Annotated in this window: 29 protein-coding genes; 24 read left to right on the plus strand and 5 right to left on the minus strand. The window is 42.1% G+C overall.

Annotated features, from left to right (window positions below; genetic code table 11):
* Position 1 precedes the first annotated feature (1 nt).
* Positions 2–463, minus strand: coding sequence for a type III secretion protein (locus LG003_RS10695; RefSeq protein WP_112879035.1), 462 nt, complete (start codon positions 461–463; stop codon positions 2–4).
* Positions 463–1,785 (minus strand): type III secretion system ATPase SctN, encoded by a 1,323-nt coding sequence (gene sctN, locus LG003_RS10700; RefSeq protein WP_112879036.1) that lies wholly within the window; start codon positions 1,783–1,785, stop codon positions 463–465. The genes LG003_RS10695 and sctN overlap by 1 nt, the downstream gene beginning before the upstream one ends.
* Positions 1,786–2,090: 305 nt before the next feature.
* Between sctN and sctW the strand changes: the two genes are divergently transcribed.
* The 20 genes from sctW to LG003_RS10800 all read left to right on the plus strand — a co-directional run bounded on the left by sctW (position 2,091) and on the right by LG003_RS10800 (position 15,340).
* Positions 2,091–2,963 (plus strand): type III secretion system gatekeeper subunit SctW, encoded by an 873-nt coding sequence (gene sctW, locus LG003_RS10705; protein WP_112879037.1) that lies wholly within the window; start codon positions 2,091–2,093, stop codon positions 2,961–2,963.
* On the plus strand, positions 2,944–3,231 hold the full coding sequence (locus LG003_RS10710) for a TyeA family type III secretion system gatekeeper subunit (protein ID WP_112879038.1): 288 nt from the start codon (positions 2,944–2,946) through the stop codon (positions 3,229–3,231). The genes sctW and LG003_RS10710 overlap by 20 nt, the downstream gene beginning before the upstream one ends.
* Positions 3,228–3,599 carry a type III secretion chaperone SycN gene (gene sycN, locus LG003_RS10715; protein ID WP_112879039.1) on the plus strand — a complete coding sequence of 124 codons (372 nt, stop codon included), beginning with the start codon at positions 3,228–3,230 and terminating at the stop codon, positions 3,597–3,599. The genes LG003_RS10710 and sycN overlap by 4 nt, the downstream gene beginning before the upstream one ends.
* On the plus strand, positions 3,596–3,961 hold the full coding sequence (sctX, locus tag LG003_RS10720) for a YscX family type III secretion system protein SctX (protein WP_112879040.1): 366 nt from the start codon (positions 3,596–3,598) through the stop codon (positions 3,959–3,961). Before sycN ends, sctX begins: the two co-directional genes overlap by 4 nt.
* A gap of 2 nt (positions 3,962–3,963) precedes the next feature.
* Positions 3,964–4,293 (plus strand): type III secretion system chaperone SctY, encoded by a 330-nt coding sequence (gene sctY, locus LG003_RS10725; RefSeq protein WP_112879041.1) that lies wholly within the window; start codon positions 3,964–3,966, stop codon positions 4,291–4,293.
* A gap of 47 nt (positions 4,294–4,340) precedes the next feature.
* Positions 4,341–6,407: a type III secretion system export apparatus subunit SctV gene (sctV, locus tag LG003_RS10730; RefSeq protein ID WP_112879066.1), complete on the plus strand. Its 2,067-nt coding sequence runs from the start codon at positions 4,341–4,343 to the stop codon at positions 6,405–6,407.
* Positions 6,404–6,838, plus strand: coding sequence for an LcrR family type III secretion system chaperone (locus LG003_RS10735; RefSeq protein ID WP_112879042.1), 435 nt, complete (start codon positions 6,404–6,406; stop codon positions 6,836–6,838). Before sctV ends, LG003_RS10735 begins: the two co-directional genes overlap by 4 nt.
* 40 nt (positions 6,839–6,878) lie before the next feature.
* Positions 6,879–7,157 (plus strand): LcrG family type III secretion system chaperone, encoded by a 279-nt coding sequence (locus LG003_RS10740; protein WP_112879043.1) that lies wholly within the window; start codon positions 6,879–6,881, stop codon positions 7,155–7,157.
* 11 nt (positions 7,158–7,168) lie between these two features.
* Complete coding sequence (locus LG003_RS10745) at positions 7,169–8,095, plus strand: virulence-associated V antigen (protein WP_112879044.1); 927 nt, start codon at positions 7,169–7,171, stop codon at positions 8,093–8,095.
* 9 nt (positions 8,096–8,104) lie between these two features.
* The gene (locus tag LG003_RS10750) at positions 8,105–8,614 is read left to right on the plus strand and encodes a SycD/LcrH family type III secretion system chaperone (RefSeq protein WP_112879045.1); all 510 of its coding nucleotides are present in this window, start codon (positions 8,105–8,107) and stop codon (positions 8,612–8,614) included.
* Positions 8,595–9,785 carry a type III secretion system translocon subunit SctE gene (gene sctE, locus LG003_RS10755; protein ID WP_112879046.1) on the plus strand — a complete coding sequence of 397 codons (1,191 nt, stop codon included), beginning with the start codon at positions 8,595–8,597 and terminating at the stop codon, positions 9,783–9,785. The genes LG003_RS10750 and sctE overlap by 20 nt, the downstream gene beginning before the upstream one ends.
* An 11-nt stretch (positions 9,786–9,796) precedes the next feature.
* Positions 9,797–10,684: a YopD family type III secretion system translocon subunit gene (locus LG003_RS10760; protein ID WP_112879047.1), complete on the plus strand. Its 888-nt coding sequence runs from the start codon at positions 9,797–9,799 to the stop codon at positions 10,682–10,684.
* Positions 10,685–10,703: 19 nt separating this feature from the next.
* Positions 10,704–11,072 carry a hypothetical protein gene (locus tag LG003_RS10765; RefSeq protein WP_146747918.1) on the plus strand — a complete coding sequence of 123 codons (369 nt, stop codon included), beginning with the start codon at positions 10,704–10,706 and terminating at the stop codon, positions 11,070–11,072.
* Positions 11,063–11,506 carry a type III secretion system chaperone gene (locus LG003_RS10770; RefSeq protein WP_112879049.1) on the plus strand — a complete coding sequence of 148 codons (444 nt, stop codon included), beginning with the start codon at positions 11,063–11,065 and terminating at the stop codon, positions 11,504–11,506. The genes LG003_RS10765 and LG003_RS10770 overlap by 10 nt, the downstream gene beginning before the upstream one ends.
* Positions 11,503–11,736 carry a T3SS regulon translocated regulator ExsE family protein gene (locus tag LG003_RS10775; RefSeq protein ID WP_112879050.1) on the plus strand — a complete coding sequence of 78 codons (234 nt, stop codon included), beginning with the start codon at positions 11,503–11,505 and terminating at the stop codon, positions 11,734–11,736. Before LG003_RS10770 ends, LG003_RS10775 begins: the two co-directional genes overlap by 4 nt.
* A complete protein-coding gene (locus LG003_RS10780; protein WP_112879051.1) occupies positions 11,733–12,122 on the plus strand; it encodes a YscW family type III secretion system pilotin in 390 nt (129 codons plus the stop codon). The genes LG003_RS10775 and LG003_RS10780 overlap by 4 nt, the downstream gene beginning before the upstream one ends.
* A gap of 579 nt (positions 12,123–12,701) precedes the next feature.
* Complete coding sequence (locus LG003_RS10785; RefSeq protein ID WP_112879052.1) at positions 12,702–13,691, plus strand: glycosyltransferase; 990 nt, start codon at positions 12,702–12,704, stop codon at positions 13,689–13,691.
* A 452-nt stretch (positions 13,692–14,143) separates the two neighbouring features.
* On the plus strand, positions 14,144–14,470 hold the full coding sequence (locus tag LG003_RS10790; protein WP_112894998.1) for a phage holin, lambda family: 327 nt from the start codon (positions 14,144–14,146) through the stop codon (positions 14,468–14,470).
* A gap of 9 nt (positions 14,471–14,479) precedes the next feature.
* Positions 14,480–14,881: a structural protein gene (locus LG003_RS10795; protein ID WP_112879054.1), complete on the plus strand. Its 402-nt coding sequence runs from the start codon at positions 14,480–14,482 to the stop codon at positions 14,879–14,881.
* 9 nt (positions 14,882–14,890) lie between these two features.
* Entirely contained in the window at positions 14,891–15,340 is a 450-nt protein-coding gene (locus LG003_RS10800; RefSeq protein WP_262980699.1) for a lysis protein, read from the plus strand.
* An 88-nt stretch (positions 15,341–15,428) separates the two neighbouring features.
* Here LG003_RS10800 and LG003_RS10805 read toward each other — a convergent pair whose 3' ends face one another.
* On the minus strand, positions 15,429–15,824 hold the full coding sequence (locus LG003_RS10805; protein WP_262980700.1) for a VOC family protein: 396 nt from the start codon (positions 15,822–15,824) through the stop codon (positions 15,429–15,431).
* A 676-nt stretch (positions 15,825–16,500) separates the two neighbouring features.
* Between LG003_RS10805 and LG003_RS10810 the strand changes: the two genes are divergently transcribed.
* The 3 genes from LG003_RS10810 to LG003_RS10820 all read left to right on the plus strand — a co-directional run bounded on the left by LG003_RS10810 (position 16,501) and on the right by LG003_RS10820 (position 20,293).
* Complete coding sequence (locus LG003_RS10810) at positions 16,501–17,646, plus strand: polysaccharide export protein (protein ID WP_112879057.1); 1,146 nt, start codon at positions 16,501–16,503, stop codon at positions 17,644–17,646.
* The gene (locus LG003_RS10815; RefSeq protein WP_112879068.1) at positions 17,646–18,074 is read left to right on the plus strand and encodes an arsenate reductase/protein-tyrosine-phosphatase family protein; all 429 of its coding nucleotides are present in this window, start codon (positions 17,646–17,648) and stop codon (positions 18,072–18,074) included. Before LG003_RS10810 ends, LG003_RS10815 begins: the two co-directional genes overlap by 1 nt.
* A 71-nt stretch (positions 18,075–18,145) precedes the next feature.
* A complete protein-coding gene (locus LG003_RS10820) occupies positions 18,146–20,293 on the plus strand; it encodes a polysaccharide biosynthesis tyrosine autokinase (RefSeq protein ID WP_112879058.1) in 2,148 nt (715 codons plus the stop codon).
* A gap of 328 nt (positions 20,294–20,621) precedes the next feature.
* On the opposite strand, the gene LG003_RS10825 is transcribed toward LG003_RS10820, so the two are convergent.
* Positions 20,622–22,211, minus strand: coding sequence for an FGGY-family carbohydrate kinase (locus LG003_RS10825; RefSeq protein ID WP_262980701.1), 1,590 nt, complete (start codon positions 22,209–22,211; stop codon positions 20,622–20,624).
* 617 nt (positions 22,212–22,828) lie between these two features.
* On the opposite strand from LG003_RS10825, the gene LG003_RS10830 reads away from it, so the two are divergent.
* Entirely contained in the window at positions 22,829–24,196 is a 1,368-nt protein-coding gene (locus LG003_RS10830) for an alanine/glycine:cation symporter family protein (protein WP_262980702.1), read from the plus strand.
* A 45-nt stretch (positions 24,197–24,241) separates the two neighbouring features.
* Here LG003_RS10830 and LG003_RS10835 read toward each other — a convergent pair whose 3' ends face one another.
* The gene (locus LG003_RS10835; protein WP_112879061.1) at positions 24,242–25,726 is read right to left on the minus strand and encodes an aldehyde dehydrogenase family protein; all 1,485 of its coding nucleotides are present in this window, start codon (positions 25,724–25,726) and stop codon (positions 24,242–24,244) included.
* Between the last annotated feature and the right edge of the window lie 130 nt (positions 25,727–25,856).

Here is a 25,856-nt window from a genome sequence, read left to right on the forward strand (position 1 = left end):
TTTACACTCTTTCCTGGCGATGGAACTCTTCTTGTTCCAGCTCTTCCTGGTATTCACCTTGGGCTCGGATCGCTTCTTGTTGCTGACGACCCAATTCATTAAATTTTTCTTGCTGTTGGCGTGCGTGGTGCAGAACACGTTGACACTCTTTTAATTGACGGAGTTCCAGTTCCACTTTTTCGGTCATTTCAGCCACTTGCTTTTCCAGTTGCGCTTCATTTTCGCGTAACAGGGCAATTTGTTGTTGCCAGCGTTCAAGGCCTTTGCGATCAATAGGTTGGCCTTGACACAATTCAAAAAGCCGTTGTTCTTCTTCTATTCGCCATTGACAGTAATCTTGCAAGGTTTGCAAAGCCTGCTGATGGTGTTGACGGGCCGTTTGCAGTTTCATTTGTTGCAAGGAAAAATGTTTTTCAGCGCGTTCGACTCGCAAGGCCTTTATACGTTGTAAACGGCCAATCATTATTTTGTTATCTGCTGTAATTGAGCTAAGGTTTGCGGTAAATCACTTGGCTCATGGGTGCCTTGGCGTAACCAGCTACGTATTGCTTCAATGTGCGCAATGGCATTGTCAGCAACGGGATCTTGCCCTTTTTGGTACTCTCCAATCTGCAACAAAAGCTCAACTTCTTCATATTTAGCTAGCCATTTGCGCAACAGGCCGGCCTGAGCCTGATGTTCAGGAGTGATAATTTGATTCATCACCCTGCTAGCGGAACGTAACACATCGATAGCTGGATAGTGGTTAGCCGCCGCCAGTTTGCGTGACAAAATAATGTGACCATCAAGGATAGAGCGGGTCTCGTCTGCTACAGGCTCTGTCATGTCATCGCCTTCCACCAAAACGGTATAGAGGGCGGTAATCGAACCTTTGTCGGATTGACCAGCACGTTCCATTAGCCGTGGCAAAGCGGCGAACACTGATGGGGGATAACCACGTCGGGTTGGCGGCTCGCCGGCAGCTAAACCTATTTCTCGTTGCGCTCGGGCGAAACGGGTCACGGAATCCATTAGCAGGAGTACACGCTTACCTTGATCACGAAAATATTCAGCGATTGATGTAGCAACAAATCCTGCTTTAGCCCGCTCCATTGCCGGGCGATCTGAGGTCGCTACCACCAGCACTGAGCGTTTTAGGCCCTCTTCACCAAGATCCGATTCGATAAATTCCCGCACTTCACGGCCACGTTCACCGATGAGCGCCAGCACGGTAACATCAACTTCGGCGCTACGAATCAACGTAGATAATAGCGTACTTTTTCCGCCGCCAGCGGCGGCAAAAATCCCCATACGTTGACCTTCGCCGCAAGTGAGTAAGCCATCAATAGCGCGTACGCCGAGAGAGAGCGGGTGCTCAATCCGTTTACGACTCATGGGGGCTGGCGCATCTCGGTAAACCGGATACCAGGCTTGTGGCTCCGGTAATTGACCGCCGGAAAATGGATTACCTAGCCCATCAAGGACTTGCCCTAACAGGTAGTCCCCCACGCCAACTTGATGCATAGCTCCGGTTGGACTCACTTCAGTATTTGAAGAGATACCAAACATCTCGCCGAGAGGTGTTAACAAGGCTTGATGTTGTTGGAATCCAATCACCTCCGCCAAAAGCGACAGTGTGTTGTCAGGATTGCGTAAGTGACAAAGTTCACCTATCCGTACACCAGGAATAACGGCTTTAAGTAGTGTACCCGTGACCTGAGTAACCCTGCCGCGAATCTGAATTAGCCGGCATTCATTAATGGCGTGGCGCATTTTGCCGGGAATATGGTCAAGGGAAAGCTTCATAATCGTTTATATAACCTCTGCTATAAATACTATAGAGAAGGGGAGGAGGAAGGGATTGCAACCTGAGTCGGGAGTTTTTAGAAAATAGTTGGAGTTTACCTGGCTGTTCTCTGCTTTATCGGTAAGATTTCCTATTTTATTCACGGTGTGTTGCCCATGTTTTATGGGTCTTATATCAGAACAATGGGGCTCTTCCTTGAGTTATGGCGGTTTTTGCTAAAAATTCACGACTGATTTTGGCATAGGCCCAGGAGCGGTATCTTTATAATTTGTTCATTATTAACTCTGATATGACAAGGTAGACTATGGATATTATCCAGAATCATCTTCATTCGATAACTTTATCAGAACTGGGTGCTGGGGTTACCGCACAACAGGAACAAGCTAAGGTAGGTCAGTTTCAGGGAGAGAAAGTTGTGCTGGTATCAGCATCCCAGTCTTTTGCTGATGCGGCCGAAGAGATGACTTTTGCATTTTCGGAACGCAAGGATATGCCACTTTCCAAACGTAAAGTTAGCGATGGACATGCCAGGGTGCGAGAAATTGAGGCACTGGTGGGTGAATATTTGCAGAAAGTGCCAGATTTAGAGCGTCAACAAAAAGTCAAGGCATTGATCTCTCACTTAAATAGTGCTCAGTTGACTAATATTGCTCAGTTACAGGCTTATCTGGAAAGTTTCTCTGGAGAGGTGAGTGAGCAATTCTATGCGCTAAGTCAGGCCCGTGAGGCGCTGGCGGGTAGGCCAGAGGCACATGCCATATTGACATTGGTTGAACAGGAATTGTCACGTTTAGCGCAAGAGCAGGGAATGGCTATCGAGTTGGGAGCCCGCATTACGCCTGATGCCACGGCAGCAGCTAGAAACGGGGTTGGTAATTTGCAAGCATTGCGCAACATCTATCGTGATGCAGTTATGGATTACCAAGGGTTGTCGGCTGCCTGGCGGGATATTCAATCCAATTTCAAGAGTAGTTCCCTGATGGAAGTAACAGGATTCATCATGAAAGCGTTGAGTGCTGATTTGGACAGCCAACAGCGGCAACTTGATCCGATTAAGTTGGAACGTGTGATGAGTGACATGCATAAACTCCGTTTGCTTAACAGTTTATCGGTTCAGGTTGAGCAGTTATGGAAAAGCGTGGTAGAGGGGGAAAGTCATGGCATACGGGCCTTCTGACCTTATGGGGGATGTCGTTTCTCTGGTTGAGAAACGTTGGGCCAATGTGCGAGATGTTGAAATACTCGGTCATACTTTGGGATTGCAGGATAGCCAAACTCAAATTCATTTCTACCGGGAGTTAAAGCGAGTGATTCGCTTGATTCCGGTGGAGGTGTTCAGTGATGAAGAACAGCGCCAAAATTTGCTTAATGCTTGTCAACTGGCGCTGGATACAGCAATTGAGAGAGAAGAAGACGAATTGTGGTCGGGAGAGGGAGCATCATGAACTGGATAGAGCCACAGTTGCTCCAGTTTTGTCAGGATTTGGGTATGGAGATGTCTGATGCTTCTAGCCCCTTGATCCAAATCGATTTTGAGTATTCTGGTACGTTGCAAATTGAGCGCTATGGTGGCGCATTAACACTTTGGCTGGCCCGTGAAATTCCCTGGCATCAGGGAAAAGAGGTCATGGTGAAAGCGATGCTACTCACTTTCAGTGGTCAGGGGCCTGAACTGCCCTTGCGTTGTGGTTGGTTGGGGGAAGATCGCCTGTTATTGTTTGTGACACTAGATGAACGACATATAACGTTGCCCTTGCTGCATCAGGCATTTCGCTCTTTGCTAAGAGTACAGCGTGAGGTGCTCGCTTCGTGAGCAAAATCGCTGCCGCCCATATAGGAATTGAGCAACTAACGGCGATCAGTCGGGAAGAGATAGAGGTTAGTTTACCTGATCGCTACGCATTATTGCCCGATGGTCAATCCGTTGAGACTCACGCCGCACGTCTTTATCCAGCCAACAAGGCTGATCAGGCTTTGTTGGCTTTTGCCTGCCCGCAAGATGGGTTTCACTCTCTGTTGCGTCCACATGATTTTCGTCAGGCGGTTAGTGGTCTGCGTACAATTTTGCAACAAGGTAATGACATCAGGGTACAGCATGCTGTCTCCCTGTTGGAAAAAATGAATCAAGATGAACAGTTGTTGCAGATGGCTCTGCACCTGTTGCACAAGGTATGACCATGACTCTCAGTGCTAAACAGCAGAGCGCTCTGTTGCTGCTCGGCTGGCTTCAACTTCAATACGGTCATCCTGACCGAGCTCGTATTTTATTGGATGCATTACTGGCTTTGCATCCTGAACATCAGGAAGGGCGTCGCGCCTTGGTGGTTTCATTACTTAAACTGCAAGAGGGGAGCATGGCAAAAGAACATTGCACTCTCTTACAAGAGCAGGGTGAACAAAGCGCCGCCCTCTGGCTTTGTGTTAGCCGTGCTTGTCAACAGGAAGGGAACCTGGAAGAAGCACGCGGTGCTTATCAGCGTTATCTCGCTCAAGGGGTCCTATTGTGAACCGTGGGTTTGAGTTATTGCGTCTGATTGGCGAGCGTAAAGACATCATGTTGGCAGTATTGTTGCTAGCCGTGGTCTTCATGATGGTTTTGCCACTTCCGCCTGTCCTACTTGACATTTTGATCGCCATTAATATGACCATCTCTGTTGTGCTCATGATGATGGCGGTCTATATCAATTCCCCTTTACAGTTTTCCGCTTTTCCTGCGGTCTTGCTGGTGACCACGCTGTTTCGTTTGGCGCTTTCCGTCAGTACCACCCGGATGATCCTCCTGCAAGCAGATGCCGGTAAAATAGTCTACACCTTTGGTAATTTCGTTGTCGGTGGCAACCTGATAGTCGGGATAGTGATCTTTCTGATCATCACTATTGTACAATTTATCGTCATAACCAAAGGTTCGGAGCGCGTAGCTGAGGTTAGTGCTCGTTTTTCCCTTGATGCCATGCCGGGTAAGCAGATGAGTATCGACGGAGATATGCGTGCTGGTGTTATTGACGTCAATGAAGCCAGGGAGAGGCGTAGCATTATCGAAAAAGAGAGCCAGATGTTTGGTTCGATGGATGGTGCGATGAAATTTGTTAAGGGTGATGCGATTGCGAGTCTCCTCATCATCTTTGTCAACATTTTGGGTGGGATAACTATAGGCGTCACCCAAAAAGGGATGTCAGCGTCCGATGCATTGCAGCTCTACGCCATTTTGACCGTTGGTGATGGTATGGTCTCTCAGGTTCCTGCCCTGTTGATTGCGATTACGGCAGGCATCATTGTTACCCGAGTTTCGTCAGAAGACGCCTCTGATCTAGGTAGTGAGATTGGTGATCAGGTCGTTGCTCAACCAAAGGCACTATTAATTGGCGGTGTTTTATTGGTGGTATTTGGCCTTATTCCTGGATTCCCTACATTAACTTTCTTAATGCTTGCACTGGTGGTGGCGGGTGGCGGTTATTTGCTGTTCCAGCGCCAGCGACAAGCCAACGCCAGCCAACAAGCGGATCTTCCTAGACTGTTAGCCCAAGGGGCAGGCGCACCGGCGGCCAAATCTAAACCCAAGAGCGGCAGTAAGGCCAAAGCTGGAAAACTGAATGAGAAAGAGGAATTTGCTATGACGGTTCCTTTACTTATTGATGTGGATGCGGGATTACAGGCTGAGCTGGAAGCTATTTCACTGAATGATGAATTAATACGGGTACGACGCGCCCTCTATTTGGATTTGGGCGTACCATTTCCGGGTATTCACTTACGTTTTAATGAAGGGATGAAGCAAGGGGAATACCTGATCCAGCTACAAGAGGTGCCCGTTGCCCGTGGTCGGCTGCGTTCAGCGCATTTACTGGTGCAGGAACCGGTCAGTCAGTTGGAATTACTGGCTATCCCTTATGAAGAAGGGGAACCTCTATTACCTAATCAGCCTACCTTGTGGGTAGCCGAAGCACATCAGGAACGTTTGGGGAAATCTGGGCTAGCGGTTTTATCCATGTCTCAGGTGATCACTTGGCATTTGTCACATGTGTTGCGGGAGTATGCCGAAGATTTTATTGGCGTGCAGGAAACCCGTTATCTTCTGGAACAGATGGAAGGCAGTTATGGGGAATTGGTCAAGGAGGCCATGCGCATAATCCCATTGCAACGGATGACTGAGATACTGCAACGGTTGGTAGGCGAGGACATCTCTATTCGTAATACACGTACGATTCTCGAAGCTATGGTGGTGTGGGGGCAGAAGGAGAAAGATGTAGTGCAATTAACGGAATATATTCGCAGTAGTCTCAAGCGTTACATTTGTTACAAGTATGCTAATGGCAACAATATTCTGCCCGCCTATTTGTTGGATCAACAGGTAGAGGAGCAGATCCGGAGTGGTATTCGTCAAACGAGCGCAGGTAGTTATCTGGCGCTAGACCCAGCGGTGACGCAAAGTTTCCTTGAACAGATGAAGAAAACAGTGGGCGATTTAACACAGATGCAGAATAAGCCAGTGTTAATCGTATCAATGGATATTCGTCGCTATGTTCGTAAGTTAATTGAAGGTGATCACCACGGCTTGCCTGTGCTCTCGTATCAAGAGTTGACTCAACAGATCAATATCCAACCTCTTGGCAGGGTGTGTCTATGAACCGTGATCCACTTAAGCCTTGGTTTGAGGAGCAGGGTTATTCGGTTCACCCTCACTATATGGGAAGTAGCGCGATCCCTCTTGGTTGGCGTGTGTGGTATGAAGATTGTGAAATTGCTTGGCGCTATGATGCGCCACGAGTTTGGATCATCATGTTACGTCGCACCCGGCAGCGTCGAGGACTGGCTAATCCATTTGCGCCTCTTTATCTGTTAGCAGCAGCAACGATGGCAATGCTTGGGCCGGGTAGCCGACTTTATGGTCAAGTTAATACTTTGGTTGATTCTCCCCTTAATGATGAGCGTTTGGCCCGCTTTTATCACCGTTGGACAGGCGCAAGTGAGGTCGCGCCTGGCTGGTTCGAGTTAGAAGCCAGTTGCGTTATATCGTTACATCAAATGAGAAAACAACAAAAAAAAGTCCAACTTTGACAGGAAGAATCAATATCTCTCTTTATTATAGGAGTCACTGATGCAAGAGAAACCTAACGCCAAGGTACTGCACGCTGCTGAGGCGGCCATTAAGGACAGTGATCACAGACTGCAACTGTTGCAGGAGATGTGGCAGTCTCTTGGCATCAACCCAAGTGTGGGTACAGAACTGTTTGGTCATACTGACGTTACTTTAGTTCAGAATGCCGAACAAGAGTTGCTGACAGAAGTTAATCGCTTACGAAGCAACCAACCGCCCTCTCTGGAAGAGGGAAAGCGTCTCCGTCGCCCACCTCGTATGCGTGGCATTATTGTATAAGGAGTTTGAAGGTGGAAATTAGGCCATATCAAAATGACCCACAGCTTTTTTTGAAAGATCTGAACGGGGTTTCGCTAGAGCAATTACAAGGTTCTGGATCTTCTGAACTCAATGAATTGGTTGAGCTTATTCTTAATAAGGGGATCAAGATTAAATCTGGTTCTGATGTTATCACTGAAAATAAAAATAAGGATCTCCTGAAAAAACTGATTGCCTATTTTCTGCCAGCGGACGCTATTGTCAAAGATGGTCATTTCGATAGCCAAATAAAGAATGGTATCAAGAATCTTAAATCCTTCTTGAATAGCTCGACATTAAAAACTGATTGGACATTAAGGGATTTTCTGGCTGCGGTTCATTTTAATTTAACGCCGGATCGTCTTGATGATGATGTAATCGATATATTTGTTTCTGTTATGTCAGGTCATGATAAAAAACGACTTGAGTTGCGTGATGACCTGGCAGCATTGACCGCAGAATTAAAGATTTACAGTGTTATTCAGTCGGAGATTAATGCGAAATTAGCAGCTAATGGGACGCTTAATATTACCGATTCCGGTTCCTTCGATTTGCTGGACTATAAGAAGTATGGCTTTAGTGATCAGGCCGCTTTTGAGAAAAGTGCTGAATATAAACTGTTAAAGAAGATATCTTCTGGCTCTGAAATCTCTATTAAGGCATTTTTAGAGAGTCCCAATAAGCAAAGCGGCGCTATGACAGGTCTGGCGGATTCTTACGAATATGACAAAGATAATAATCGCTTAGCCAACTTTTCTACTTCGGTTAATGATCGTGTAAATCCACTGAACAATACTGTCCAGGAAAAAACAACACGCTTAAATGAGGCTAGTTCCCGTTATAACGCGGCTATTGAGGCGTTAAACCGTTTTATTCAAAAGTATGACAGTATTATGCGCAATATTCTCGGCGCAATTTAAGGAATGATTATGGAGTATCAAGAAACATCAACGACTTCTGACCAATATGCACAAGAGCTGGAATCTTTTCTTCATGATGGCGGCACTCTTGCCATGTTGAAGGATATTTCTAGTGATACGTTGGAGCAACTTTACTCGCTAGCGTTCAACCAGTATCAGTCAGGCAAATGGCAGGATGCACATAAGATATTCCAGGCTTTGTGTATGTTAGATCACTATGACTCCCGGTTCTTCCTTGGATTGGGGGCATGCCGTCAGGCTATGGGGCAACTGGAGCAGGCAATTCAAAGCTATAGCTACGGAGCAATGCTTGATATTAATGAGCCCCGTTTTCCATTTCATGCTGCCGAATGTCTCCTGCAATTAGGAGAACTTGATGGGGCTGAGAGTGGCTTCTACTCGGCCCAACAGCTTGCGGCAGCTTCGCCGGAACAGGCCGCTTTGGCTGCCAGTTCTAGTGCAATGTTAGAAGCTATTACAATAAAAAGGACTCAGGAAAATGGATCCGATAGTAAATAAACCTCGAATTCCTCAATTGGGAGATGGTTTTCAAGTTGGTGAGATCCCAGCAACTATACCTCCTAAAGGCGAGGAGCACGTTACGTCTAGCCAGGCGGGTAACTTGCTGCCTTCTGATACTGCTAAGTCACGAGGAGTATCATTGCCAGCGCCATTGGCAGTGATGAATGCTCACCCTAAACCAGAAGACATGGCTATGCTCGAATCAGGTATGCAAGAGGTGATGCAGGCAAAAGAGCTGACAAAGGCGGTGATAATAAAGCTGACAGAAGTTTCGCGATTGTCCTCAAAGGAGATGGTAGAGAATTTTCTCTCATCTGAGGCAATAGAGATTGAACTGGGCAAACTGACCAGCGAGATTGAGCGTGATCAGACGAATCTCAAAATCGAAGATATCCAGCGAGCACGCCAGCAAAGCTTGCAGAAAATGGATGAGAACCAGCAGAAGATTAAAGAGGCTGAAAATTCAGCTAAAGAGGCACAGAAATCTGGATTGTTTTCTAAGATCTTTGGCTGGATCAGTGCGATTGCCTCAATTGTGGTTGGAGCAATTATGGTTGCTACCGGCGTTGGTGCGGTAGCAGGCGCTTTGCTGATTGCCGGAGGGGTAATGGGCGTGGTCTCTCAGGGACTACAACAAGCGGCTCAAGATGGTTTAATCAGCAAGGAAACCATGAAATGGTTAGGGCCGGTCATAACTGCGATTGAGGTTACGATGGCTGTGGCGGCAGCGGCAGTCAGTTTCGGTGGTTCAGCTGCTGGCTTGATAGCAAAAATGGGCGCTAAGATGGGCGTTAAAGTGGCTGAAATGACAGCTAAGATGGCAGTAAAGGCGGCAGAACTTTCTGCAAAAGTCGCTGGTACAGCAGCTAATACTGTGGCCAGAAGTGTGAAAGTGAGTGTGCAGGTGAGCGATATGGTGGTTGATGTTGCTAATGGCGCTGCTCAAACTACCAATGCTGCCTTCCAGAGTAAAGCGGCTAACCGACAAGCTGATGTACAGCTTTCACGTAGCGAATTGACTGCATTTCAGGCTGTTATGGACAAATTGAAAGAGGAGTTGTCCCAACTGGTAGAGTCTTTTCAACATGTGATGGAAATGATTTTTCAGATGCTCAATGCCAGAGGTGACATGATAAATAACCTTGCCAGCCGACCACAGGGAATTTAGGGAGTAAAAAAATGAGAATTGATAATGTTAGTAGTCATCAGGTGAGCAATGTCGATAACGGCGTTGATGCTGTAATTGACAAAAGTTCTGTGCCGACACCGACAGCACATGAAGCTGCTGTTCAACAGCCGGAAAAAATTAGGCTTACGGATACGGTTGAATTGATTGTACCGAAACAGAGCTTCGATCCCAGTCGCTTAGGAAATGTCGGACAAGAATTAAATAATACGCTGGATATGATGTCGCTGTTGTTTGAGATTGCCAAGAGAATGCGTGAACTGGGTATTTTGCAGCGTGACACTGAGAATAAAGCGTCCATTGATGCTCAGAAGTCACAAGTGGATGAGATGCGACATAGCGCCAAGTTGATGATTGCTATGGCAGTGGTTTCAGGCTTAATGACGATTGGTTCGGGGCTGATAGGTGGTTTTTCTTCCGTTAAAAACAGTCAAGCGGTTAAGCAGCAGAAGACGTTGGAAGGTAATATTGCTGGTCGTAACGAATTAATCGATCTTAAGTTGCAACAGTTGGGTAAGGGGAGCGATGCAGATCGGGCAGCAATTGGTAGAGTATGGAATGTAGCACAAGATGCTGACAAGAGTGCTCTGAAATCTATTACCTTGGTTTTTGAAAGTCGTAACAGCAAGCAGCAGTTCTTAAGTTCAGTGATGAAGTCTTTAGAGAGTATGTCCAATAATTCGGTACAGGTAGAACAGGGACTTTCTCAGGCTAAAGCTAAGGAACATGAAGTGGATTCATCTATTGCTCAACATGAAAAACAGAAGAGTGAAGATCAGATCTCATTGGATAACAATTTCATGAGAGAGGTTTTGCAATTGATACAGCAGCTTTATCAGAGCCATGTCCAGGCATGGCGCGCGGCGACTGGTGTGGTGTAATGCTGGCGGAGTAGACCCGTTGAATAATAAGCTTGGGCGCACCGAAAGGTGCGCTCTTATTGATGGATACCGTTATTTTATCTCGTTTTTAAAATCTACTCATACCGTCAAAGGTGCAGAAAAACGAAAATATCAAATTAAGATTTCAGTTCTTAACTGGCAGGATGTGTTAAGGAAAAAAAGCATCTTCCTATGCTCCGGTGTTTGGTTTTCGATAATCACTGGGGTGACCTTTTTATTAAAAGAATTGCCCTTGAGTGACAGAGGTCCAAAAGGCGATGGTAGTAAACTGAGTCCCTTTTCTGCGGGGGTAACCCGTTTGTTTGATTACTCGGTAATTCAAGTTGGTCTGATTGCCTTCTCTAGCAGGAGTAACCCATGGATGTGATAGCCATCGTCAACCAAGTTTTGTCTGAATTTGCTGCTAAATTCGGCTTGCCGCACCTAGCTTTAAATCATGAAGGTGTGGCTGCTCTCTGTTTTGATGAGCATCTTCACCTCTCTTTGATCTTAATTCCTGAACGTGACCAGCTCATTTTACAGATAGATGTCGCTGATATTACTGCGGTCGGAGAGGGGATTTTCCGTCAATTAGCTAGCTTTAATCGTCATTGGTATCAGTTTGATCTTCACTTTGGTTTTGATGAGTCAACGCTGATGGTGCAGCTTTATCGGCAAATGTCAGCAAGTCGGTTGAATCAGGCTGTTTTTGAAGAGAGCCTTTCAAGTATGTTGGATCATGCTGAGTTTTGGCAGGAATTATTGCAAGCTCAACTTCCGATGGGCTCTCAACAGAACGAATCTTTGGGAATGCGAGTATGAAAATTGAGAATTCGTTACCCATTCATTTAACAAATGTGCCCCATGAAAATGATAGCCTTTGTTGTGGTCGTCGGGTTACGTCAGGGTATATACCACAAAACGTTCATGAGCCGCTTTCTGCGGTGCTGAGTAGAGGTCTTGTCATGGGGCTTGAACATGAGACAACATTACAGCGTTTGTTGGATGGGCAGCATACTCCGTTGTCACAACGTAGGATCAGCCTAACATGACCAAAATAGGGTTGGTCATGTTGTGTTTGCTGATTACCGGTTGTGTTAGTGAGGCTGTTGAGCATGAAGCATCACGTCTGATTGAGGGCGATGTGACCATGCAGGCCTCTCTACCCAGAACGGCAAACGTTGAGGTGTCATTGTTGACGGTGGTTGAAGGAAAAGTGTTGACAGTGGGTGAGATGCATTATCGTTTGGACATGCTACCCGTCACTTTTTCTATGCGTTTGAGTCCGCAGTTTTCTCACGGTGAGTTATTCTTAAGGACTCGTCTACGTTGGGATGGGAAACGGACAGTGCAGGCGAAAAGCCAACAACGCGTCGTTGCAGGAAAAAGAATTGTAGTGCAATTGTCTCCCTTACCATGTTATCCAGAATGCCTATGAGTTTTAAATATTTTTGCATTAATAAATAAGGGATAATATTGTCTTTTAAATTTTTAAATGCTATTTGAATATCTATATAATAATACATTAACATTTGAATCGCTCATTTTACAATTAGTTGAATAGTTCCTCTTCTGTTATTTTCTTCTGTTTATTATGCTTGATTATATTTTACTTTTTCACCCTCAAAGTATTTAACTGTATTTTTAATATAGATTACACAAGCCATTTTAAATTAATATCACTTTTAATTGTTTTAATTGTTTTAATTGTTTTAATTGTTTTAATTGTTTTAATTGTTTTAATTTTATCTGCTACATTTGCCGATTTATTTAAACTGTTCCAATAGATTTCTGATACTATTTCTATCTTTACAGGAGATAGTAATACCTAAATTCCCAGTGCATCTTGCCATTGTCATACTTAATGATTTACTGTTTTGGTGGAAATTTTCAATCCCATCTATAATTGATGCTCAAAATATTGTATGGTCTGTGAATAGCAATGGGGAAAAGGTGCATTTTTATTATGAAAATGGTGTTTTTATCAAAAATAACTAACTCATTAAAAGGATGATAGATGTTTCAGTTTGATATTACTATCATTATCCCTGTTTTTAATGATGAAAATAATATAATCTATTTGTTAGATTCAATTTCTTCGCAAGAAAATGTTAATTTTGAGGTCATTATTATTAATGATGGTTCAACAGATAACAGCTTAGAAGTAATTAAAGAATATGAAAAAAGAGATAATAGAATACGGATCCTTAATCAAGAAAATCGTGGTGTTTCAATAGCTAGAAATTACGGCATAAAATATGCGAGAGGGGAGTGGGTTTTATTTGTTGATAGTGATGATTGGCTAAAACCACAAATATTAAGAAAATGGCTTGATCAAGCTATTGAACAGAGATTAGATGTGTTAATTGGCAATGGAGTCAGTTTTACAGAAGATCCATTCTCACAAGGGAATAGAAGAATAACACGTAGACAACCTTATGGCAGAGTGTTAACGGGTAAAGAGTGGATAAAATATTGCGTTGAGTGTAGAGAATGGCCACATTTTGTTTGGTTACAACTTATTAAAAAAGAATTAATTATAAATAACCAACTGAGTTTTATGGAAAATATCTTTCATGAAGATATCTTATGGACAATTAATTTGTCACTTATATCGAATCGAATCGGATTTTGTGAGGAGCAATTGTATTGTTATCGACATAATTTGCAATCAATAACTCGCTCAAGAGAAAGTAAAAAATTATATCATCGAGCTGATAGCTATATTACCGTGGTTAATTCAATTATTAAAATCTCAAAAGAAATTAAAGGTGAAAAGTCGTTAAAAAGATCTCTTAGTCGTCATGCAATACGAGAAGTTGGTAGTTTTTTTATTTTGTACAGAAAAAAGATACACGATCCATCCTTAAAAAAATTGCTTGCTAAACGTTTTATTGATCAAATTGCCTTGAGAGATTTATTACCAGGTGTGCATAATTACCATGAACTATGGTTTATTATACGTTGTAATTTAGTCTTAATATTAAGGAGGTTCATGGATGAGTGACTACAATGCTCTATATGATCTAATTTTTTAATCGTTTTCATCTGATTACTCTGTCTTTCCATAATCTATTAGGACAGGTAATTTAAAGTTAATGCTTTAATAAACTGTACCCTATGGATTTCAAGATGGATCGCGATGGCAAGGGAGCGAATCCCCAGGAGCATAGCGAACGATGTGACCGGGAGGAGTGCAGCCAACAAAGAAGTAACTTGAAAGATAACGGATATATCTATCTGTTAATTATTATCATTCCCTTACGCATAATGATACACCAGCAGAGTTTGTTGATGAGCTTGGTATTATATTAAATGTAAGTAATCACCTTATAAAATTTAAGGCTGCACTATGTGTAGCCTTTTCTTATTCTACTGATTTCGCAGTATTCCTATTAACTCAAATTTAAGGCTACACGGCAGCCTATGGATTCCCATTTATGTGAGTGGGAGTGAAGGATGAAATACATGGATAAACAGCCTGACATCTGGATGCAGCTATGGTTATGGCTGCTGTCAGTCAAAGAACAAGGTATAGGTGCGGCGCTGGCTGCCGCAATGGCTTATCTCAGAGGTCGATATAACGGTGGTAAATTCTGGACGACAATTATGGATTCTATTATGTGTGCCATGATTGCTTGGTTTATCCGTGATGTGTTGAATTTTTTTGGTATGAGCACGGATTTGGCTTACATCAGCAGTGTCATTATTGGTTATCTGGGCACTGACTATTTTGGTCAGATCTTAAGAAAAGTTGTTAATAACAAAACAGGTAATAAACAATAGGAGTGAATTATGAGCAGAGGCATTCGAAATAATAACCCAGGTAATATTCGTTTGGGTGATAGTTGGCAAGGCTTGATCCCTGCATCACAGCGTACTGATAAATCTTTCTGTCAGTTTGTCAGTCCTGAATATGGTCTTCGGGCAATAATTAAAATTTTGCATAATTACAATCGGAAATATGGCCTTAAAACAGTGAAAGGGATCATTTCACGATGGGCTCCCACTAATGAAAATAATACTGATGCCTATATTAACCACGTATGTAAAGACACGGGAGTGACTCGCGATCAGGTTGTTGATGTATTTAATAAAGTATTTATGACAGAGCTTATTAAGTCCATTATTACCATGGAAAATGGTAGTCAACCTTATAGCGATGAGGTCATTGATAAAGCATTTTCCCTTTTGTAGAGCGATATTATGAAGTTTAACTCTCGTGGTTATACTGTTATTGCTCTGGCGCTTGCCTCGCTTCTGGCTTATCACTATTACGGTAAGTATACCAAACAGCTTGATACGACCGTTAAGCTACAGAGTGAGTTGCTGGAGCAGCAGAATGAAATCGTTAATCAGCAGGAGAGGATAAGGCTCCTGTCTGAACTGGATAATCAGCATACAAAGGAACTTGCTAATGCCAAATCTGAAATTGATGTTCTGCGCAATGATGTTGCCGCTGGTCATCGCCGGTTGCGCATCGCGGCCACCTGTCATCAAGGCCAAACCGGCTCCTCCGGCAGCGTGGGCCATGCAGCCACCCCACGACTTAACCCGGCAACTGAACAAGATTATTTCGATCTCCGAAGAATGATTGTTGAAAACGAACAGCAAACGAAATACTTGCAAGAATATATCAAAACTCAGTGTCAATAGCTGAGTTTTGATAATGTTATTGCGTAATGTAAAACAACGTAGGTGTGGGTTGGTTATTAGGGCAAGTATGCTTAAGGTCGATTAATAATCAAACAAGGAATACTGTGTTTTGTAATACAACCCGATAACCATCAGTATCTTCAAATGTTTTACCTTCAATATCCCAATATGGGTTGTAAGAGGGGACTGCAATAAAGCCAGCGTTTTCCATTAATGATATCTGATCTAACCATTCTGAATGGTCTGGTATATAGAAAGCCAATAAATTGTCCTGTGTGGGGGATCTTCCTACTGTTGTGCCACGATGATGCGTAAATTCAAGATGCCAGAGATGATTTGGATGCCCTAGAATGATGCCATCAAAATTTTCATGATTTTCGAATTGCTCTAGGAGAATAAATCCTAAACCTCGGCAGTACATTTCAGCAACTTGAGTTAAATTGTCAGTTGGCCTGGCGATTCTTAGTATAGTAGATTTTTTCATGGTAATCCCAGTTGATAAAGTTTTTGTGGAATATGTCCAATTCTCAGATCTTCTACTGCTATATAAAACAACCGGTAATGGTAGTTGATAAACGTGAAAAGTACAAAGTGGTGATTTTTAAAGTTAAAACAATCTAAAAATATCCGATACTACCGAGCTATTGTTTATAATATGACTAAATTTGGGGTTTTATAATTGGAGTTGTTTGATAAATTGATTGTCTGTTTTTTTATTTTTATCACCATTTCAAGCACCAAAGTCGATGATATGAACACGGATTTGATGTAAGTAGGTATGTGTTTTCTTCACAATGTCATCGAGAGTATGTATTTGGTTTCGATAAATTCTGATAAATATCCTCACTATCCTTTATTTGATAGGTCTGTTCTTACTTTCTGTTTGTAATAATACCTTATAAGATATATTAAATAATAAAATAATTAATTAATTTACTACCTATTATTTAATAGTCTGAATTTTTCAAAGCTATTAAGTTGATTTCTATTGTTTTTACCAAGTGATATGACCAGTAGCCTAGAATCTTGCGGACCTTAAGCAAAATCTTTATATTATATTATATTTTATTATATTATAATCTAGTTTTGTTAGGGAGATTATAATTAATACTATTTTCTGTATTCTTTTTTGTTTATTATTTTTTAAGGATAAATTTCTGATGAATATTAAGGAATTAATTATAGTTCTGGCATTGTCCGGTTCTATGCTATTAGGTGGTTGTACTGTTATACCTGGGAGTGGCCTTACTGTTTATAATAAAGAAATAATCAATGATGATGATAGTAACTATGATATTAATAATTTGGTAAATGTTTATCCGGTAACACCAAAATTAATTGAAAATTTACGAGTGAATTCTGCTATTGCGCGTCCTAATCCTGAATTAGATAAAGAATTACAACAGTATGAATACCGTATTGGTGTGGGGGATGTCATTATGGTTACTGTTTGGGATCATCCTGAATTGACAATACCGGCAGGACAATATCGTAGTGCTAGTGATACGGGTAACTGGGTGCATTCTGATGGGACGATTTTTTATCCCTATGTTGGTAAACTTCATGTGAAAGGAAAAACGGTCACTCAGGTGCGTACGATGATTACTGATAAGTTATCGAAGTACATCGAATCACCTCAAGTTGATGTCAATATTGCTGCTTTTCGTTCACAAAAAGCCTATGTAACAGGTGAAGTTGCCAGGTCTGCTCAACAACCTATCACTAACGTTCCTTTAACCATTATTGATGCGATTAACCATGCTGGCGGCTTAACCGAAAATGCTGACTGGAGGAGGATCATTTTGACTCATAAGGGAAAAGAAACGATTATTTCTCTTCAAGATTTGATGCAAAATGGTGATCTGAAGCAAAATCGTCTGCTCTATTCTGGCGATATCTTATACATTCCTCGTAATGATGATTTGAAAGTGTTTGTTATGGGGGAAGTCAGAAAACAAACCACTCTACGTATGGATCGCAGTGGAATGACTTTGACCGAAGCATTGGGTAATGCTGAAGGTATAGATCAATTATCAAGTGATGCTAATGGCATCTTTGTTATCCGTTCTCTGCGTAATGTACCTGATAATAAGGGGAAAATAGCCAATATTTATCAGCTCAATGCTAAGGATGCGACGGCGTTAGTCCTGGGAACTGAGTTTAATTTGCAACCTTATGATATTGTCTATGTTACCAGTGCGCCAGTCGTTCGCTGGAATCGGGTTATTAATCAGTTGGTGCCAACGATATCAAGCATTAATAGCCTGACTGAAACAACTAAATGGATTCGTAAGTGGCCGAATTAATGTTCAATTCTATTCTGATTGTTTGTGTGGGTAATATCTGTCGATCGCCAACAGGAGAGCGTTTATTGCGGCAGCTATTTCCTCAGAAAGAGATTTATTCTGCGGGAATATCGGCTTTAATTGGTAAACCTGCAAATGAATTCTCAAGTAGGGTTGCGGCTAGACATGGATTATCCTTAGAAGGGCATATAGCACGCCAACTAACCAGTGAATTATGCCAGAAGTCAAGTTTGATCTTGGTTATGGAAAAAAAACATATTGAGGCTGTAAATAGGATAAATCTAGGGGCAAGGGGGAAAACAATGCTTTTAGGTCATTGGTTAAATGAAATGGTGATCCCCGATCCTTATAAGTCTGATATCGAGGTTTATGAATATGTGTATCAGTTATTATTTAATAGTGCTAATAGTTGGTTAGGGAAATTATAACTTATAAGTATTTTTATATTATGGGTTTGCTGTTCTTCATTACTTATCAATAAAGTAATTATAGGCTTTTTATGACTACATCAGATAAATCAAGTCACACTCATACGGATAGTGATGAAATTGATTTAGGCCGTCTTCTTAGTGCCTTATTCGATTATCGCTGGGTGATTGGTGGAATTACCCTATTGTTCACCGTTATTGGCCTTTGTTATTCCTTGATTGTAACTCCGATATACAAGGCAAATGCTTTATTGCAGGTTGAAAAGAGAAGTAGTGCATTGCCTTTAATTGGCGACATGTCGGATATGTTTTCTGGGAAACCGTCAGATATATCGGCAGAATTGGAGTTATTAACTTCCCGAATGATATTAGGAAAGACAGTAAAGGATCTAAATTTGGATGTTCAGGTTACAGCGGATTATTTTCCTGTGATAGGTAAGGGCATTGCCCGTCTTCGTGGTATGCCAAAGCCTGATATTGTTATTAAACATTTTACAATATCACCTGAATATATTAATAAAGGGATAAAAATATATGTTGACGATGCAGAAAATTATCGGTTGTTTTTTGACGATCAGGTTTTCCACGGGCAAGTAAACAAAGTATTTGATATCGATGGCATAAATTTGCTTATCTCAAATATTTCAGCTGCTCCAGGGCAAAGTTTCACGTTGGTTAAACGGGGAAAATTGGGTGTTATTCGCGGGCTGCAACAGGCTTTGCGGGTAAAAGAAAAAGGTAATAATACCGGTATTATCTTGCTTGAAATAGAAGGTGATGATCGTGCAAGAATAAAATTGATACTGGATAGTATTGGTAAAAATTACTTGCAACAAAATGTGACAAGAAAGGCGGAAGAGGCTGAAAGTAGCCTTAATTTCTTAAAAAATCATTTGCCTAAAGTTAAAATTGAGCTTAATCGTTCTGAAGAGTTGCTTAATCAATATCGTCAAGCGAATGAATCTATCGATTTATCACTTGAAGCAAAATCGGCTCTGGAGACATTGGTCCAAATTGAGAAACAGATTAATGAATTGACTTTCAAAGAAGCTGAATTACAGCAGTTGTATACCAAACAACATCCCGCTTATGTTGCGTTGCTTGATAAACGTAAGACTTTGGTTGATACCAAAAAGGAGCTGAATCAATCAATCAAACGGTTACCTAAAACACAGCAGGAAATTTTACGTTTGGCCAGAGATGTTCAAGTTGACCAAGAAATTTATGTGCAGTTACTCAATAAACAGCAAGAGTTGAATATCGTGAAAGCGGGGACGGTTGGTAATGTGCGTATTATCGATGAAGCTATTGTAGAAAGTTCAGCGGTAAAACCGAAGAAGTCATTGATTATTGCATCGATGATGGTATTGGGATTTATATTGTCTGCTGGGTTGATTTGCATACGAGTCATGTTTCGTAAAGGAATCGAAAGCCCCGAACAATTGGAAGAAATAGGTGTTTCCGTTTACGCTACTATTCCACTATCTGAGACTCAGATCAAACTTGATCAACAACAGAAAAAGCAAACTCATCGTCAGAAATTGCGGTTATTAGCTATTCAAGATCCCACTGATTTAGCTATTGAAGCATTGCGTAGCCTTAGAACAACCTTGCATTTTTCAATGATGGAATCTGCAAACAAAATTATTCTTCTTTCAGGTTCTGCTCCTGAATTAGGAAAGTCTTTTATTTCAGTAAATCTTGCCGCTGTATTGGCATTAAGTAATAAACGCGTGCTTTTAATCGATGCAGATATGAGAAGAGGTCGTTTACATAAAATCTTGGAAAGTCCTCAATCTATGGGGCTTTCTGAATATTTGTCTGGTCAACATCAGTTAAAAGGGATTATTACCAGAACGTATCTTACTGAGCTTGATTTTGTCAATCGAGGTGCTATTCCGCCAAACCCGTCAGAATTACTTATGAATAATAGATTTAAAGAATTATTATCTTGGGCAGAAGAGCATTATGATTATGTCTTGGTAGATACTCCTCCTATTTTGGCTGTAACTGATGCTGCGATTATTGGGAGATATGCAGGAACGTCATTGTTAATTGCACGTTATCATAAAACAAGGGTTAAAGAAGTTAATGTTACTATTCGCCGATTTAGGCAAAATGGCATTCATATTAAAGGTGTGTTGCTAAACGCGGTAGAGAAGAAGTCTGGTCTCTATTATGATTCTAGCGGATATTATCAATACAGTTATAAGGTATAAGGATTGATCGCCTTTTCTCCGGCTTATGAGGCCGGAGAAATTTTATCAATGAGTTCTTATTTTCTTTCATATGTTTCTTAATAGTGAGTCAGTTCGTTTAATTTAAGAGAATGTGGATCATTTTTCCTTCCATTTTGAAAGCATGGCTATGGTAAAACCCAGAGACTTTTCCTCCGGTTACTTTATGGCTTTATAGTTGTAGAATGTCATTATAAAATGTATTTTAAATGTAATGCTCCCGGGGATTCACTCCCTTGCCGTCGCGATTCATCTTGAAATCCATAGGGTATATAGATGGATTATTAACGTTAAGATTATTAACGTTAAGCTAATTACCGGTTTGCATGATTTCGTTATATCGCTGTTGATCTCGGTACATTTGTAGATAGACCTGATATTTGGCTTGATGAAATAAAAATGTCTCTTTTTCCGGTTTGATAATGTTGCCGTCACGTACCATCGATTTTGCTGCTTGAGAGAAGTTTGCAAAGGAACCGCAAGCAACGGCACCAAGCAAAGCAGAGCCAAGATTGACAGCATCCTCTTCCTGAGTGAGATGGATTTCGCGCCCAGTGGCATTGGCATATTCACGTAACCATAGAGGGTTTTTGGTTGCACCACCACACATAACCAGCCTGTTTATCTGGTGTCCTGCTTCGACTAATGCATCAATAATATGGCGGGTACCATAAGCGATAGATTGCAGTGTTGCCAAGTAATGACGGGCCAGATCATCACGACCATTTGCCAGCGTCAGCCCGCTTACCATTCCCTTGGCATTAGGGTTTGCCCTTGGTGAACGGTTGCCATGATGGTCACTTAAAATATGAAGCTGTGTGGTCGGGTATATTTCTTGTTTTTCTAACTGTGCAACTGCTTCATTCAGTAGCCGGTAGTAATGATGACCAGATTCCTCGGCTTCGGCTTCCAGCTCTAGCCAGCTATTGTGTTGACGAATTGACCATTCAACTAATGCACCGGCGGCACTTTGTCCACCTTCGTTGAGCCAGTAACCGGGTAGCATTGCGCCGAAATAGGGCCCCCAAACCCCCGGAACCATGACAGGATAAGGACTGACAATCATGTGGCAGTTTGAGGTACCGCTGATAATAACCAGGCTGCCCTCTGGATAGGCGCCAGCCAGTGCCAATCCGCCAGCATGAGCATCAATAATACCACCGGCGACGATGATTCCTGTGTGCAGCCCAAAATCTTTAGCCGCTTCAGCAGTCAGGTAACCTGCTTTTTCGCCAAGTTCAATGATGGTAGACGGAACTTTATTTGTTAAATCTTCTAACCCTACATCATAGAGTAGTTTTTCGCTGAACTGTTTTTGATGAGCTAGATAGTTCCATTTGCAAGTGAACGTGCAGATACTGGCTACATCAGCGGCAGTTGCTTTCCACACCAGAAAATCAGCTAAATCAAAGAAACGCCATATATCCTGATAACGTTGAGGAAAGTGGTTTTTTAACCATAAGATTTTCGGTAGTTCCATTTCAGGGCTGATTTCACCACCTACATAGCAGAGTGCAGGGTCATTGGTTTGATTTATCGTGATGGCTTCCTTGATGGCACGATGATCCATCCACATGATGATATCGTGTTCAGGATTGCCATTTTCGGCCACAGAAAGAGAGCGTCCTTCTGCTGCTACCGCGACGAGTGAACAGGTGGCATCGAAGCCGATTGATTTAACATCAATAGGATTAATATTTGCCAGTGCAACAGCTTCTCTTACTGTCGCACATACTTGCGCCCAGATGTCAGTAGAAGATTGTTCAACAAAATCAGCTTTTGGATGAAATTGCTGGATAGGCCGAGCGGAGAATGCATGCCGTTTACCGTATTGGTCAAAAACCGCAGTACGGACACTGGCGGAGCCAACATCAACACCAATGAAATATTGTTGTTCCATTATGAGGTTCTCTCCTTACTCATTAACCCAGGCTGATAAAATGAGTTGAGTGGAACAATAAAACAATGAGGTTATTCAATTATTGTGAGGCGGCTCGAAAAAGATTCGGTGGTTTTATGACAATAGAAAAATATCACATATATTTTCTATTGTTCTTTTGGCTGATGTAATGAATACATTTCGGATAGTGGTTTGTTTAAAAGGAAAAACATGATAGGTAGAGCGAGCAAGATATTCTCATAAAAATCGCTGATAATTTATACTCAATGATTTATTTCTTAAAAAATTACTTTTAAAAATAATATTAATCAGTTCATTAATTGATAAAAAACGGAGTATAAAGAATAATGTTTTGTTTTGATTAGTTTAAGTAATTAAATATTCTAATAAGTTATTTTGATTAAGGGAACGGTTTATACCTAAATATTTTTTAATGTATTGGGCGTGATAAATTTTTGAACATTCTAATCTTAAAATTCTATCAAGTGATATCACTCACAAGTATCAAATCTTTTTCCATTTTTACGAAATTTTTTCTCGCATATTTTCTATAAATATTCTTTATTAAGTTGCTGCGAATATGTTGTTATTTTGTTATGAAACATCCGAGGGAATATATGGGATTAATCACAGAATGGCTGAGTGCTATTAACGGGGTAGTATTGGGAGTACCGATGATGGTCGGTCTTTTGGGGGTTGGGTTGTTCATGCAGCTCCGCCTCTCTTTTCTGCCTATACGTAAATTGGGAACGGGTTTTAAATTACTATTTGAGCGTAATCATCAGCGGGGAGAAGGGCAGATATCGCCATTTAACGCACTGATGACTGCGCTTTCTGCCACCATAGGAACGGGTAATATCGCTGGCGTGGCTACCGCAGTTGTATTGGGTGGGCCAGGTGCACTGTTTTGGATGTGGATAACTGCATTAGTGGGCATGGCAACCAAATATTCAGAGGCGGTACTGGCAGTCCGTTTCCGTGAGGTTGACAAAAACGGTCACTATGTTGGTGGCCCCATGTATTACATAAAAAACGGTTTAGGTAAAAAGTGGGCTTGGTTGGGGACGTTGTTTGCGGTATTTGGCAGTATTGCTTGTTTCGGTATCGGTAATACCGTACAGGCGAATTCTGTTGCTGATGTGCTGCAAAGTAACTTTGGCGTTTCTACCATGGTAACGGCCATCGTATTGGCAATTCTAGTTGGTGCAGTGCTTATTGGGGGTATTAAACGTATTGCTGATGTAGCAGGTAAATTAGTGCCATTTATGACGATTGCCTATCTTGCTGCCGGGATTATTGTTCTGGGGATGAATTTCAGTGAAATTCCCGCTGCATTTGTTCTGATTGTTAAATCTGCATTTACACCTGTTGCGGCACAAGGTGGCTTTGCGGGCGCAGCAGTGTGGGCGGCAATTCGTTTTGGTGTAGCTCGTGGCATTTTCTCTAATGAAGCGGGATTGGGAAGTGCGCCGATTGCTCATGCAACAGCTAAAACTCAAAACCCGATTCGCCAGGGGTTGATCGCTATGCTAGGTACTTTCATCGATACTATTATTGTTTGTTCTATCACTGGTTTAACTATCGTCATTACTGGTGGTTGGTTGAACGGTCAGACAGGTGCGACATTGACAGCGACTTCTTTCGCTATGGCGATTCCTGGTGGCAACTATATTGTTGTGGGCGCTCTGGTAATATTTGCCTTTACCACAATTCTTGGCTGGAGTTTCTATGGTGAAAAATGTACTCAGTATCTATTTGGGCAAAAAGCCATTACGCCTTTCCGTGTAGTATGGATTATTGCTTTGATGGTAGGTGCTACTCAGTCATTGGATTTTGTCTGGTTATTGGCGGATACATTGAATGCGATGATGGCAATACCGAACCTGATTGCATTAGCATTGTTAAGCCCAGTTGTTTATCGGCTGACGAAAGAACATATTAACGATGTGAATGCAGATAGTGTTGATATTAAAGAAAAAGTTTGAATAAAAGCCTTCCGTTTGGAAGGCTTTTCTCATCACTGATTGAGATTATTCTTCACTGGTTTTGATATAGATGTTTTTGACCTGAGTGTAAGCATCCAACATCATTTTGTGTGTTTCTCTGCCAATGCCTGATTTTTTGTAGCCACCAAATGGGGCGTGAGCTGGCAGTTCATGGTAAGTGTTAATCCACATACGGCCGGTTCTGACAGCTTTAGCTACGCGTAGTGCTCGGTCGATATCCTGTGTCCAGACAGCACCAGCCAGGCCATAATCAGAATCATTTGCCATTCTGATGACGTCTTCTTCTTCGCTGAATGGAATCACTGTCAATACAGGGCCAAAAATCTCTTCGCGCGCGACTCGCATGTCATTAGTGACATCGGTAATGATGGTTGGTTGGATAAAGAAACCATCGTCATAACCTTTTCCAGTGATGCGTTTACCACCCGTGAAAATGGTTGCACCCTCTTTTTTCGCAATTTCCACGTATCCGAGAATTTTTTCCATTTGTTCCTGGCTGACTTGGCTTCCCATCTGAGTTTCTTTTTCCAATGGATCACCAACCTGGATGGATTCGAATTCTGCTTTCAGCGATTTGAGGAATTCATCATGAATATCTTTATGCAGGAACAACCGGGAGCCTGATTCACACGCTTGACCCTGATTCAGCAAAATAGCTTTGGCCGCATATTTTACTGCTTTTTTCATATTGGCATCAGGGAAGATAATATTGGCTGATTTACCACCAAGCTCCAGTGTTGCAGGGATCAGCTTTTTGGCTGCGGCTTCGGCCACGGTATAACCTACTCTGGTGGAACCAGTGAATGCCACTTTTTCGACATCTTCATGATCCAGAATGGCTTGACCAACGACTGAACCACGACCTGTAACAATGTTAACCACCCCGGCTGGCAGGACTTTATCCAATATTCGGCCCAATTCAAGCAGAGTGATTGATGTCAGTGTTGCCGGGTTAATAACAATGGTATTGCCCGCTGCAAGAGCAGGAGCCAGTTTCCATGCTGCCATCAGTAGTGGGAAATTCCAGGGAATTACCTGTCCGACAACCCCAATGGGTTCACGGATCACCAAGCTAAGTGTATTGGTATCCAGAACTGAAGCTTCATCGGTATGGGAACGGATCACACCTGCAAAATAGCGGAACTGGTCAATGCTGGCTGGTAGATCCATATTCAGGGATTCATGTAATGGTTTGCCAGTATCCAGTGATTCAAGGATGGCAAAACGTTCTTGTTCTGCTTCTAGTAAGTCAGCAATTTTCAGCAAAGCTGATTGTCTTTCGATTGCGGAGGTTTGACTCCAGGCGTGGAAGGCTTTTTTTGCAGCGCTGACAGCAAGATCGACATCTTCAGCATTACCGGATGCATATTCAGCCAGTAGTTCTCCTGTCGCCGGGTTATAACTTTTGGTCGTTGCTTTGGATACACTATCTACCCATTGCCCACCAATAAGCATTTTGTAGGATTCAACGGGCAACATCGATTTCTCAATATCATGTAATCGTTTCATTAACATACTCCGAGTACTTTGGTTTAAGAATAGTTACATCAAGAATCTATTTCGTTGGATTATTTTATTTTTGTTAGTAAAGAGCGAATGATTCCTCACAGCTCATCTATACCCGTTATCTTTCAAGTTG

It is taken from the genome of Photorhabdus kleinii (assembly GCF_025384885.1).
Taxonomy (GTDB): Bacteria; Pseudomonadota; Gammaproteobacteria; order Enterobacterales; family Enterobacteriaceae; genus Photorhabdus; species Photorhabdus kayaii.